The sequence below is a fragment of the Cupriavidus sp. USMAA2-4 genome, from assembly GCF_001854305.1.
GTDB classification, from domain to species: domain Bacteria; phylum Pseudomonadota; class Gammaproteobacteria; order Burkholderiales; family Burkholderiaceae; genus Cupriavidus; species Cupriavidus malaysiensis.
Map to the genome: position 1 here is coordinate 1,360,126 of NZ_CP017748.1, position 12,278 is coordinate 1,372,403.

General features: G+C 69.8%; 12 protein-coding genes. 9 read left to right on the forward strand and 3 right to left on the reverse strand.

Annotated elements, in window-relative coordinates; genetic code table 11:
* The first annotated feature begins 342 nt into the window (after nucleotides 1–342).
* Genes BKK79_RS06050 through BKK79_RS06060 form a run of 3 tightly spaced genes read left to right on the forward strand, consistent with a single transcriptional unit; the run spans nucleotide 343 to nucleotide 2,405 of the window.
* A complete protein-coding gene (locus tag BKK79_RS06050) occupies nucleotides 343–951 on the forward strand; it encodes a LemA family protein (protein WP_071011572.1) in 609 nt (202 codons plus the stop codon).
* Nucleotides 952–970: 19 nt separating this feature from the next.
* Nucleotides 971–1,861, forward strand: a complete 891-nt coding sequence (locus BKK79_RS06055; protein ID WP_071038436.1) for a TPM domain-containing protein — start codon at nucleotides 971–973, stop codon at nucleotides 1,859–1,861.
* A gap of 40 nt (nucleotides 1,862–1,901) precedes the next feature.
* Nucleotides 1,902–2,405 (forward strand): TPM domain-containing protein, encoded by a 504-nt coding sequence (locus BKK79_RS06060; RefSeq protein ID WP_071011570.1) that lies wholly within the window; start codon nucleotides 1,902–1,904, stop codon nucleotides 2,403–2,405.
* A 106-nt stretch (nucleotides 2,406–2,511) separates the two neighbouring features.
* On the opposite strand, the gene BKK79_RS06065 is transcribed toward BKK79_RS06060, so the two are convergent.
* A complete protein-coding gene (locus BKK79_RS06065) occupies nucleotides 2,512–3,813 on the reverse strand; it encodes an MFS transporter (protein WP_071011568.1) in 1,302 nt (433 codons plus the stop codon).
* Between the two features lie 77 nt (nucleotides 3,814–3,890).
* On the opposite strand from BKK79_RS06065, the gene BKK79_RS06070 reads away from it, so the two are divergent.
* The 3 genes from BKK79_RS06070 to BKK79_RS06080 all read left to right on the forward strand — a co-directional run bounded on the left by BKK79_RS06070 (nucleotide 3,891) and on the right by BKK79_RS06080 (nucleotide 7,541).
* Nucleotides 3,891–4,829, forward strand: a complete 939-nt coding sequence (locus BKK79_RS06070) for a LysR substrate-binding domain-containing protein (protein ID WP_071011566.1) — start codon at nucleotides 3,891–3,893, stop codon at nucleotides 4,827–4,829.
* Nucleotides 4,830–5,710: 881 nt separating this feature from the next.
* Complete coding sequence (locus BKK79_RS06075; RefSeq protein ID WP_071011564.1) at nucleotides 5,711–7,090, forward strand: sigma-54 dependent transcriptional regulator; 1,380 nt, start codon at nucleotides 5,711–5,713, stop codon at nucleotides 7,088–7,090.
* 55 nt (nucleotides 7,091–7,145) lie between these two features.
* On the forward strand, nucleotides 7,146–7,541 hold the full coding sequence (locus BKK79_RS06080) for a GtrA family protein (protein WP_071011562.1): 396 nt from the start codon (nucleotides 7,146–7,148) through the stop codon (nucleotides 7,539–7,541).
* Between the two features lie 177 nt (nucleotides 7,542–7,718).
* Here BKK79_RS06080 and BKK79_RS06085 read toward each other — a convergent pair whose 3' ends face one another.
* The gene (locus tag BKK79_RS06085) at nucleotides 7,719–8,747 is read right to left on the reverse strand and encodes a glycosyltransferase family 2 protein (protein ID WP_418235882.1); all 1,029 of its coding nucleotides are present in this window, start codon (nucleotides 8,745–8,747) and stop codon (nucleotides 7,719–7,721) included.
* A gap of 118 nt (nucleotides 8,748–8,865) precedes the next feature.
* The gene (locus tag BKK79_RS06090) at nucleotides 8,866–10,104 is read right to left on the reverse strand and encodes a glycosyltransferase family 87 protein (protein ID WP_071037323.1); all 1,239 of its coding nucleotides are present in this window, start codon (nucleotides 10,102–10,104) and stop codon (nucleotides 8,866–8,868) included.
* 905 nt (nucleotides 10,105–11,009) lie between these two features.
* On the opposite strand from BKK79_RS06090, the gene BKK79_RS06100 reads away from it, so the two are divergent.
* The 3 genes from BKK79_RS06100 to BKK79_RS06110 all read left to right on the forward strand — a co-directional run bounded on the left by BKK79_RS06100 (nucleotide 11,010) and on the right by BKK79_RS06110 (nucleotide 12,246).
* A complete protein-coding gene (locus BKK79_RS06100; RefSeq protein ID WP_071011559.1) occupies nucleotides 11,010–11,186 on the forward strand; it encodes a Flp family type IVb pilin in 177 nt (58 codons plus the stop codon).
* Nucleotides 11,187–11,218: 32 nt separating this feature from the next.
* Complete coding sequence (locus BKK79_RS06105; RefSeq protein ID WP_071011557.1) at nucleotides 11,219–11,395, forward strand: Flp family type IVb pilin; 177 nt, start codon at nucleotides 11,219–11,221, stop codon at nucleotides 11,393–11,395.
* A 308-nt stretch (nucleotides 11,396–11,703) separates the two neighbouring features.
* A complete protein-coding gene (locus BKK79_RS06110; protein ID WP_071038437.1) occupies nucleotides 11,704–12,246 on the forward strand; it encodes an A24 family peptidase in 543 nt (180 codons plus the stop codon).
* The last annotated feature ends 32 nt before the right edge of the window (nucleotides 12,247–12,278 follow it).

Genomic DNA, 12,278 nt, shown 5'->3' on the forward strand with positions numbered 1-12,278 from the left:
GGAGCGGGAGATGCGGACCAGGGGGGATGAGCGCCCTGCCGTGCGTGCCGTTCCGTCGCTCATCTGACGGAACAGCGCGCCCCGGTCAGATGAGCGGCTGTTTTTTGCTTTTGGCGTGCGCGCGCAGGCCGGCCTGGCCGGGAACGGCAGGGCCGGCGATGGCGGAAACGGGACAGGCGCGGCGCACGAGGGAGAATCCAGGACTGGAAAAATCCGGCGCATCGGCGCGCCGGGAACCGACAATCTACCCGCGCATGCCGCGCCGCGTCAACCGGCTGGCGCCACGCAAGGGGCACCTGCCCGTGCGCTACACTGGAGATTCGCCTGACTTTGGAGCCCTCGATGACCGCTTCCCTGACTTCGCCCCTGACCCTGATCCGCTGGCTCGTGCTGGCCTGGCTTGCGAGCCTGCTGAGCGCGTGCGGCTACAACGACTTCCAGGCCAAGGACGAAGCGGTCAAGGCCGCCTGGAGCGAGGTCATCAACCAGTACCAGCGCCGCGCCGACCTGATCCCCAACCTGGTCAACACGGTCAAGGGCTATGCCACGCACGAGCGCGAGACCCTGGAAGCGGTGACCAAGGCACGCGCCGCCGCCACCAGCATCCAGGTCACGCCCGAGACGCTCAACGACCCTGCGGCCTTCCAGCGCTTCCAGCAGGCCCAGGGCGAGCTCACCAGCGCGCTGTCGCGCCTGATGGCGGTGTCGGAGAACTATCCGCAACTGAAGGCCGATGCCTCCTTCCGCGACCTGCAGTCGCAGCTCGAAGGCACCGAGAACCGCATCACGGTGGCACGCCAGCGCTACATCGTCGCGGTGCAGGCCTACAACGTGCTGGCGCGCAGCTTCCCCACCAATCTCACGGCCATGGTCTTCAAATACCAGGTCAAGCCCGCCTTCACCGTGGACAACGAGAAGGCGATCGCGACGCCGCCGGCCGTGAAGTTCTGACCCCGGGGCGAACGACATGATGCGATCCTGCGCGGCACGTCCCTGGCCGCGGGCCCTGGCACCGCTGCCAGGCTGGCTGGCCTGGCTGGCAGCCCTGGCGCTCGCGCTGCTGCTGGCGGCGCCGGCGGCGCACGCCGCCGACGACGGCTTCGTCGCCGTGCCGCCGCTGACGCAGCGCGTGACCGACCTCACCGGCACGCTCAGCGCCGACCAGCGCCGCGCGCTGGAGAACGTGCTGGCGGAGTACGAGCAGCAGCACGGCAGCCAGATCTTCGTGCTGATGGTGTCCACCACCGCGCCCGAGCCCATCGACGCCTACAGCATCCGGGTCGCCGACGCCTGGCGCGCCGGCCGCAAAGGCATCGACGACGGCGTGATCGTGCTGATCGCCAAGGACAACCCGCCCGGCCTGCGCAAGATGCGGCTGGAGGTCGGCCGGGGCGTGCAGGGATCGCTGACCGACGCCATGTCCAAGCGCATCCTGCAGGACGTGATGGCGCCCCACTTCCGCCAGAACGACTTCTACGGCGGCCTGGCCGCCGGCGTCTCGGCCATCCAGGCCACCATCGACAAGGAGGGCCTGCCCGGGCCGCAGGCCGCCGGGACGGCCGGCCAGGACGGCTGGAACACCTGGCTGGCGGTAGGGTTCCCGCTCGCCATCATCCTGTTCTTCTTCATCTCGGCCGCGCTGCGCCCGCGTGCGCCCGACATCGTCACGGGCAGCCGCTACGGCAACCGCGGCCCGGGCCCTGGCGGGCTGGGCGGCCTCGGAGGACTGGGCGGCCTGGGCGGTCTCGGCGGCCTGGGTGGCGGCGGCTTCGGCGACTCCGACCGTGGCGGCGGCGGTGGCGGCTTCAGCGGCGGTGGCGGAGGCGGCTTCGACGGCGGCGGCGCCTCCGGAAACTGGTAGCGCGACAGCGATACACGGCAGCCATACGGAGACGCCCATCATGCCTTTCATCCGACGCGCCCTGCGCCACCTGAGCCACCGTCCCGGCACCGCCCGGCGCCATTTCCCGCCGGCGGCACAGCAGGCGCTGCAGGAAGCCGTGCGGGCCGGCGAGCAGCGCCATCGCGGCGAGGTACGCGTGGTCATCGAAGCCAGCCTGCCGGTCGGCCACGCCTGGCGCGGCGTCAGCGACCGCCAGCGCGCCCGCGCCCTGTTCGGCGCGCTCGAAGTGTGGAATACCGAAGAGCACACCGGCGTGCTGCTCTACATCAACCTCGCCGACCATGCCGTCGAGCTGCTGGCCGATCGCGGCGTCGATGCCTGTGTCGGCAAGGCGGCCTGGCATGCCGTCTGCACGGCACTGGCCCAGGACCTGGCGCGCGAGCTGTCGGTCCGGCCCGTGCTGGAAGCGGTGGCGCGGATCCATGCCTTGATCGAGGCGCACTTCCCGGCGGATGGGCGGCCGCGCCCCAATGCGCTGGACGACCGGCCTCTGGTGCTGTAGCCGGCCGCGACGCGGCCTCACCCGCCCAGCCGGCCCTGCCGCCCTGCCCATCGGGCCCACCGCGCCCAGCGGGCCCGCCCAGACCCACCGGGCACACCCAGCCAGCTCACGCCTCGCGCAGCGCGGCGCGCCCGCCGCGGCCGGCCCAGGCATACCATGCCGCGGCCGCGAGCTGCAGCAGGACCAGCCCTCCCCAGATCCACAGATGGGCGACGGCCGGATAGCGGCCGCCCACCGCGGGCCAGAAATCGAGCACATAGCCGATGCCGACCTGGCAGGCAAAGGTCGCGAGAAACACCAGCAGCGTCAGCGCGGTGGTGGCGCGACCGATCAGCGACGCCGGGAAACTGCGCGCCAGCACGGCATAGGTCAGGATGCCGCTGGAGCCGCACACGCCATAGCCGGCCCACAGCCAGGGCGCCGGCAGCGGCACGCCCGCCATGATCAGCAGCTGGACCACGATGAAGCCCGTCATGCCCAGGCCGGCGAAGGCATACAGGCTCAGGCCGGCGCGCTCGAGATAGCGCGCCGCCCAGCCCGAGCCGACGCAGCCCGCCATCATGGCGAAGCCGATCACGGACACCAGGCCCGCCGCCGCGGCCTGGCCGGCGCCGGAGACATCGCGCAGGAAGGCACCGACCCACAGCGTCTGCACCGCCAGGAAGATGCCCTGGTTGAGCAGCGTCAATGGCGCCACCCGCCAGAAGGCAGCGCTGCGCAGGATGCGGACGGTGCCGCGCCACTGCTCGCCCAGGGTCTGCTGCCCCTGGCGCCGCGCGTCCGGCACGCCGAACCACAACAGCAGCGCCATCGCCAGCGACAAGCCGGCCAGGCCCAGGCTCACGCCGCGCCAGTCCATGACCGACAACAGCCAGGCCAGCGGCGTGCCCACCACCACCGCGCCGAGGCCGCCGATCGCCATCACCACGCCATTGAGCAAAGGCATGCGCGACAGGGGAAACCACAGCGCCAGGGCCTGGATGGCCGCACCCAGGCAGACCGACACACCCACGCCGACCAGCAGGCGCCCGGCCGCCAGCCCTGCCATGCCGCCCGCCTGGGAGAAGCACCACGCCCCGGCGGCGGCGAACACCAGCATCACGGCCTCGGTGCGGCGCGGGCCGAAGCGGTCGAGCATCAGCCCGGCGGGCAGTTGCGCGCAGGCGAAGCCGAGGAAATAGAAGCTCGTCAGCAGGCCGAGGTCGGCCGCCGACAGGCTCAGCTCGCGCGTCAGGTAGGGCGCGAAGCCCAGGTTGACGCCGCGGAAGATGTAGGACACGAGGAAGCCCAGCGAGAACACCGCCAGCACGCGCCAGCGCACCGGCGAGGCAGGCTGGGTGGCCGTGGCCGTGGGAGGGGCGGACGCGCGTGGCGCGGGCGGCAGGGAGGAGGAAGAGGTCGTCGTCATGCTGGGATTGTCGTCACCAGGGCGGTGCATGACCAACGAAAGATATCGGCGGAGATTGTGAGTAGAATTTGACGGCCATGGCCGAACCTCCCTTCCACCTGCCCGCCCTGCAGGCGCTGCGCGCGCTCGAGGCCGCCGCGCGCCACCGCAGCTTCTCACGCGCCGCCGAAGAGTTATCGCTCACCCACAGCGCCATCAGCCACCATATCCGCGGGCTGGAGGACAAGCTGGGCAGCAAGCTGTTCCAGCGCAGCGGCAGCCTGATGCAGCCCACCAGCGCGGGCCTGCGCCTGTCCGAGCGCGTGCGCGGCGCGCTGGACGAACTCGAAACGGCCCTGCGCGAAGCCTGCGCCAGCAGCGGCCCGCCGGTGGTACGCCTGCAGATGAGCGTGATGGCCGACCTGGCCAACGCCTGGCTGATCCACCGCCTGCCCAGCCTGTACGACGCCGCGCCCGAGATCGACCTGCACCTGCGCCTGCACGCGGAGATCTCGCCACCCGACCCCTACGGCGTCGACCTCGGCATCTGGCACCAGCGCGTCGACCTGCCAGGCTTCGAATGCCGCAGCCTGATCCAAGACCACGTCATCGCCGTGGCCAGCCCCAAGCTGCTGGCGCGCTACCCGGGCTTCACGCTGGCCGACCTGCCGGGGCTGCCGATGCTGCGCTTCGCCCTGCGCCCCTGGCGCGACTGGCTGGAACGCGCCGGGCTGCCGCCCGAGGAGCCGGAGCGCGGGCCGATCTTCCAGGACGCAGGCCTGATGCTGCAGTCGGCGGTGGCCGGTCTCGGTGTGGCCACCGCGCGCGCGCTGCTGGCCCGCGACTACCTGGCCAACGGCCAACTGGTGCAGCTGGGCGAGGTGAGCGTGCCGTCCAGCCTGCACTACTGGGTCGTGTGGCGCGAAGGCAATCCGCGCGAAGCCCACATCCTGCGCCTGATCGGCTGGCTGCGCGAGCAGGTGGCGGCTTCGGCACAGCCGACGCGCGGCGCCGGCGACACGGCCTCCGGCAGCTGACGGCACGCCGGATAGGACTGCGGGGCGTCGACGCCGCAGCCGCGCGCTTGCGCCCGGTTTCCGTCCCGGCGGCGGCCGGAAACAACAGCGCTGTAACAGAATTGCAACCAAAGCCGCCCTGTTGCGCGGCGCCCCCTTCAACCAAGATCGCCTCGCCTATTCAGACGGGGCCGGCTCCCCGGCTCGATCAAAACTCAGCCTTTTGACTTAGCATCCGGCCCGTCGAAGCGGCACCGCCTCCTCCGTTCGCGCAGCCCGCAGCGATCACTCCGACCTGGGGCCTGCCTTGGCGCGCAGAGACCATTCTCATTTGCATTCCGGCAAGTTTCATCTCTGCAACCTGTCTGCCACCCGCCTCCTTCCGCGGCCGAATCGGGGCAAATGCGCCAGCCGCCATAAATGCGCCGCTTGAACACCGGATTCCGCCCAGGAAATGACGCCGGCTTTCCATGGCGGCTGATTTCGAAGGATCAACGGCAAGGAAAGCCGACGGCACACCAGAAACATCTGGTTACGAATGCCGGAAGACGATTCACTTCTGCAACGCCTCGCCTAGCAAAATCAAGGACTTAGCCGATCTGGCACGGACATCGCTAAAGCAGGTCCGACGGGGGTGCTCGGGTCAAGCCCGAGCTGACGACGGCAAGCCAGTTCCGCTAGAGAACAACGCAGCCATCGAGCCAGCAGGAAACTGGTCCGAAACCAGGAGCGCCTCGACGTCGACGCTGGGGAGCGGAAACGCACGGACCGGAAGCAGGCAACGCCTGCATCCTGCAACCCTGTACGGGATGCGCTCGATCGAGGGCCTGCGCCCGATCCCCGATGATGTGCCCAGGCCGCTGCATTCCGGCGGCACAAGAAAAGAAATCGGGGGAATCGCAATGAACGCGTATATACCGCGCCCACTGCTCTATCTGTCGCGGCAGCATGACGGGACTCTGTGCCGCCACCTGGCCCAGCAAGGCTGGAAACCCCACTTCGCCTCCAGCGTCAGCGATCTCGAAGGCATGGACCTGGACAGCCAGCCGATGGCCGGCCTGCTCGACCTGCGCGCTGGCGTGGCCCCGGCCGACCTGCAGGCGGTCGAACCCTGGCTGGCGCTGCGCAACATCGGCTGGATCGGCTTGACGGACGGTGCCAGCGATCTCACCCCGGTCGCACGCAATATGCTCGGGCTGTATTTCATCGACTACTGCACCGCGCCGTGCGACGATGCGCATGTCGACTATGCGCTGGGCCACGCGGTCGGCATGGCCACGCTGCGCTCGAGCACCGCGCAGGCGTTCCCGCACGCCCCCCGCCCCGACGGCATGATCGGCAACTGCGAGGCCATGCAGGCCTTGTTCCGCAGCATCGCCAAGGTCTCGCGCTGGGATATGCCGGTGCTCATCTCCGGCGAATCCGGCACGGGCAAGGAACTGGCGGCCCGTGCCATCCACCAGGCGTCGGCACGCGCCTCGGGTCCCTTCATCGCGGTGAACTGCGCGGCCATCCCGCCCACGCTGCTGATGTCCGAACTGTTCGGCTATGAACGTGGCGCCTTCACCGGCGCCGCCAAGCGCAAGCCGGGGCGTATCGAGCTGGCCCACGGCGGGACCCTGTTCCTGGACGAGATCGGCGACATGCCGCTCGAGAGCCAGACCAGCTTGCTGCGCTTCCTCGAAACCGGCCATATCGAACGCCTGGGCAGCACCGAATCCATCGCCGTCGACGTGCGGGTGGTGTCGGCAACCCACGTCGACCTCCAGGCAGCGGTCGCTGCCGAACGCTTCCGCGGCGACCTGTACCACCGCCTGTGCGTGCTGCGCGTCAAGCAGCCGCCCTTGCGCGAACGCGAGCGCGACATCGTGCTGCTGGCCGAACACATCCTCAACCAGATCCGCAAGCACTCGCCGGAACGGATCCGCGGCTTTTCTCCGGCGGCGCTGCGCTCGCTCCATGCCCACGACTGGCCTGGCAATGTGCGCGAGCTGATCAACCGGATCCGCAATGCGGCCGCCATGTGCGAAGACGGCGTGATCCGGCCCTGCGACCTGGAACTGCATTCGCCAGCCGAGACCGAACGGCCGCCCACCCTGGCCAAGGTCAGGCATGCGGCCGAACTGCAGGCACTCAAGGAAGCCCTGCAGCGCCACCATGAACGGCTCATCGACGTCGCCGAGGAACTCGGCATCTCGCGTGTCACCTTGTTCCGGATGATGCGGGAACATAAGCTGCAGGTACGCCGGGGCGAGCTCGACGTCGTCGAGCAGCGCGCCTGAGCGCATCAAGCGCATCCTTAGCGCGCTGTCCCGGCATTCACCGCCGCGCCTGCCCATGCATCGCTTGCTGCGCCACCCCTTCCTGCGCTTCGTGCTGGTCGGCCTGAGCAATACGGCGGTCGGCTTCGGCACGACCTGGGCCGCGCTGCGCCTGTTCGGCTGGGGAGACGCGGCGGCCAATGCCATCGGCTATGCCATCGGCTTTCTCTGGGGCTTTACCTGGCACCGCATCTGGACCTTCCGCCACCGCGGCGCCGTCGAACAGGGACTGCTGCGCTACGGCGCCGTCTGCGCGGTAGCCTACGCGGCCAACCTCGCCGTCGTGCTGGAAGTGAGCCGGCTGCTCGGCAGCGGTCAACTGCTGACCCAGGCCTGCGGCATGGTCACGTACACGACGCTCGCCTACGCCGGCGCCCGGCTCTACGCCTTCCGCGCGCCGGCCGCGACTTGATGCCCGGCCCGCGCCGGCCCCTTCCCCGCCCCCGCAACGTTCGACTGTCGGCGCCATTCGCGCCGGCGCAATTTCAGCGCAGGTGACAGTGCGGCGGGAAAGCGGCCGTGGCCGGCCCGCGCGATCGCGCACGCCAGACCGCTGGCCAGACCGCTGCACGCCCGCCGTGCGGCGCCATCAGGGCTGCCGCTTGCCGCCACGCATGCGCGGAAACTCGACGACGCGGCGCCCGGCCGATGCCTGCTCGGAATGCGGCCTGGCGTGGAAACGCTGGCGCACCAGGTAGATGGGCCGTCCCTTGGCCTCGTAGTAGATCCGCCCCACGTACTCGCCGACCACGCCGACGCCGATCAGCTGCAAGCCGCCGAAGAACAGCAGCACGCACAAGAGCGAGGCATAGCCTGGCACGTCCACGCCGAGCACGAGTGTGCGCGCGGCGATGAACAGGCCATACCAGAACGCGAGGAAGGCAAAGGCCGAGCCGATATAGGTCCAGACGCGCAGGGGCAGCGTGCTGAAGCTGGTGATTCCCTCCAGCGCGAAGTTCCACAATCTCCAGCCGGAGAACTTGGAGTCCCCCGCGCAACGCGCCTGGCGCTCGTAGGTCACGATCTCCGTACGGAAGCCGACCCAGGCGAACAAGCCCTTCATGAAGCGCCGGCGCTCCGGCAGCTGCTTCAGCGCGTTGACGACCACGCGATCCATCAGGCGGAAGTCGCCGACGTTCTCCGGCAGCTTGAGTTCCGACAGGCGGTTGTGCACGCGATAGTACGCCGTCGCGGCAATGCGCTTGAGCAGGCTGTCGCAGCGGCGATCGCGGCGCTGCGCCAGCACGACCTCGGCGCCCGCCCGCCATTTCTCCACCAGCAGCGGGATCAGCGCCGGCGGATCCTGCAGGTCGGCATCGATGGGAATCACGGCATCGCCGAGCGCCTCGTCGATGCCGGCCGTCATGGCGGCCTCCTTGCCGAAATTGCGGGTCAGGTCGATGACGCGCACCCGCATGTCACGGCGCGCGACCGCCACCAGGCGCTCGAGCGTATCGTCCGTGCTGCCGTCGTTCACGCAGACGATCTCGAAGCGGACATCCTCCATCGCCTCCAGGATCGGCATCACACTGGCGAAGAACGGCCGGATCGCCGCGCTCTCGTTGTGGCACGGCACCACCAGCGACAGCAATTTCACTTCGGAATAGCGGATCATCATGCCTCCTCCCCGTTCCGGTTCGCCTTGTGGCGGCGCTTCCGGCCGGACACCTCCATTTCCCGCGGCAGCGGCGCCCCGGCCCTGCCATGACAGCGATACCCAGGCACGGCGCCAGGTCTCATGCCGCGCCCCTTCCCGTGCACACCGGCGCGGCACGGGCCCGCCGCAGCACGGCCAGCAGCACCAGCACCAGCACCAGCACACCGCATTGCGGCCAGCGCGTGCCACGGTTGACGAACAGATAGAGCGGCAGCAGCCAGCCCGCCAGCAGCAGCAGCCGCTCGCCACGCAGCCAGCCGCCCTTGCCCATGCCGAGGGCGGCCAGTGCCACCAGGGCGATGCCCAGCCAGCTCAGGTCGTAGTACCAGAGATAGGGCGTCGCCAGCGTCGTGCCGACGCCCAATGCGCCCGCGCGCAGGACCGGCCCGGCCTGCCGGCGCCAGACGTAGGCGACCGCCGCCGCCGCGGCCAGCGCCGAAATCCCTTGGGCCAGGTACGCGGAAGCGGCCGAAGCCCCCAGCAGCCGGGCCAGCGCCAGGGCGGTGGGCATCGCGTACCAGGCCGTGTCGGAATGCTCCAGCATCTCGTGCTTGGCCCGGGCACCGGCGGACAGGAAGGCCGGCAGGGTGTCCCATCCGAACACGCAGGCAGCCAGCAGCGTCATCAGCAGCGCCGTTGCCGCGGCGACGGCCAGCGCCCGCCACTCCCGTGCCGCGAGCAAGGCCAGCGGCAGCAGTACGGCGAGCTGCGGCTTGATGCACAGAGCCCCGGCCAGCATCCCCGCGATCACCGGACGGCGCTCCAGCAGCAGCACGGCCCACAGCGCCAGGGCCGCGGTCAGGAAGGCGTTCTGTCCCATCGCGCCCGTCACCACGAAGCCCGGGCAGGCCACGACGGGCAGCCAGCGCGCCACGCCGGCGGACCATCCGCCCGCCGCCTGCAGGCGCAGCAGACCCGCGACGTAGGCCCAGCCACTGCCGCCGATGAACACCACGTAGGCCAAGGCGAAGGGCAGCGCGGCCAGCGGCGCCATCCACAACAGGAAAGCAGGCGGATAGAGCCACGGCAGGTCGAAGCTGGCGCCGTCGGCCAGCGCGCCGTAGGCGGCGATCACCGGCTGCAGCCTGGTGTAGTCGTAGGCGGCCGCGGCCTCCCCTTGCAGCGCCAGATGACCCGCGCTCCAGAACACCGAGAAGTCGGTGCCCGGCCGCAGCACCGTGCCCAAGGTGAAACCGCGGGTCAGCCAGGCCCAGCTGAGGACGAATGCCGCATAGAGTGCCAGGACGAGCGAGCAGCCCGCGCGCAGGCTCGCGCCGCTGAGCCAATCGCCGGTTCGTATCGGTTGTCCTGCTTGCATGGTCGTCTCGCAGAGGCACACCTCACATGGTCAGCCACGCTCGCGCGTGCGACCCTCCATGCCTGCTGTTTTCTACCAAGCCGCGCGATCAGGCAAGGCCGCCCAAGGTGCCATTCCAGCCGGGCCCGCGCCACGTTTCCAAACTGAAGCGGCCGGCCCGGAGCCGCCGCGGCGACCGCCGCTGCACCACGCTCCCATGGCTTGCACGCCGGAATCGGCGCGGCCCGCCTTGCCTGCGGCACCCGACGTTTCCCGCGTGAAACATGGACCGGCGCGCACTGCATGGCCTGCCTGCTCGGGCGAATGCCGTAGGCGCCCGCGGCAGACGGCGCGGCCGGGCCTGGCAAACGGCTCGTCGGGCGCTGTCATCAGCCGAATGGATGAGTTGGCCGGTGCGCCGGCCATCCATTGGTCTCAGTGCTTCGCCGGCTCGTTCTATTCGGCATGATTCCCGCGCGAAACGATGGCCTGCCCGGCCCGCCCCCCGCATCCCGACGGCACCGGCAGATATCCCGCAAAGCCTTGCCGCACAAGGCATCGAGGGCGGCTGGCCCGCGTTTTGCCTTGCCTTCGTCAGACGGCGATTCCCGGCGTCGACATCCCGGCAAGCGGTGCCCGCGATCCGCGACACCGCCGCCGGCGAGGAACCCACCACTGACCGAAGGCTATGCCCGCTACGCAAACCGCCACCCGCTCCGACACCGGACGCACCGCGACCGGTGGCCACCATGGCACGAAGCCGGGTGACTGCGCCTGCCGGAACGGCAGCGCGAAGCGTGGCCAGCGTGGCAACGACGGCCAGTGGCAGTTCCACGCCTGCGCCGCCTGCGGGCCGCCCGGCTCCTGATGCCGGCTTGAGCTTGATTGGATGTAGAACCCTGCTTTTCCACGCGAAGGAGATTGTCATGCAAGCACTCATCACGCAACTGAAGCAATTCACCCAAGACGACGAAGGCGTCACCGCCATCGAGTACGGCCTGATCGCGGCACTGATTGCCGTGGCCATCATCACCGCCGTCCAGCTGGTCGGGACCAACCTCAACAACGTCTTCAACTACATCGCCGGCAAGCTGGTGACCTGATCCGGCACGCGGCGACCACACAGGAGAACGCGATGGAACCCACGATACTCCACGCGCCTGACTTCGCCCGCGAAGAGGATGGTGTCACAGCCATCGAATATGCCCTGATTGCAATGCTGATCGCGGTCGCCATCATCGCGGCCGTGACCAGCGTCGGCACGAGCCTGCAGGGCATCTTCAACTACATCGCCGGCCAGTTGGTGACCTGAACCGCGCCAGCCCCGCGGCCGGAGCGTCCTCATCGCGCTCCGGCTGCGGGCCAGCGCCGACAGATACCGAGAGAGCATTGACATGGGAGCCCGTGACGCCTGGCGCCACGGCTTCATCCGAGAACATAGCCGTAGCAAGGAGGCACACCATGGACCGCATGCGCGACACCTCGCCGCACCGCGACCAGGCCGCCTGCTGCCGCAATACGCAGCGGCAGCTCGCCTGCCGCGCGTGCAGAGACGACCGTCCACTGCAAGCCACGGCGCAGCCACGCGCCACGGCCGCAACCGCACCAGGGGAATCTCACATGATCTATCCCTTCGCCATCGGCGCCGTTGTCGGCCCTTGCGTGATCACCGTCGTCACCACCGCCGCCGCCCAGGACCTGCGGCGCCGCCGTATCCCGAACTGGCTGACCTTCGGCGCGTGGCTGCTCGCCTTGCCCGTGCAATGCGCCATGCATGGTGCCGTGTCCGGACTGTTCGAGTGGTCCGGCGGCTGGCTGGCCGGCCTCGGCCTCTTGCTGCCGCTCTACCTGATGCGTGGCATGGCCGCCGGCGACGTCAAGCTGATGGCGGCCGTCGGCGCCTGGCTCGGCGCCCCCATGGCGGTGCAGATCGCCCTGGTTGCCTTCGTGATCGGCGGTGTCTGGGCCATCGTGCAAACCCTCGCGGCGGGGCAATGGGTGCCGCTGCTGCGCAATCTGCGCCTGATGCTCGCCAGCGCCGGGCAGATCCGGCCGCAACGCGACGGCACGGGAGATCCCGCCGCGCTGCGTTCGGTGGGTTCGATTCCATACGGCGTCGCCATCGCGATCGGCACGGTCGGCGTGCTGTTCGCCACCGCCTGAGCACCGGCTGCCGCCACCACAGGGAGAAGCGC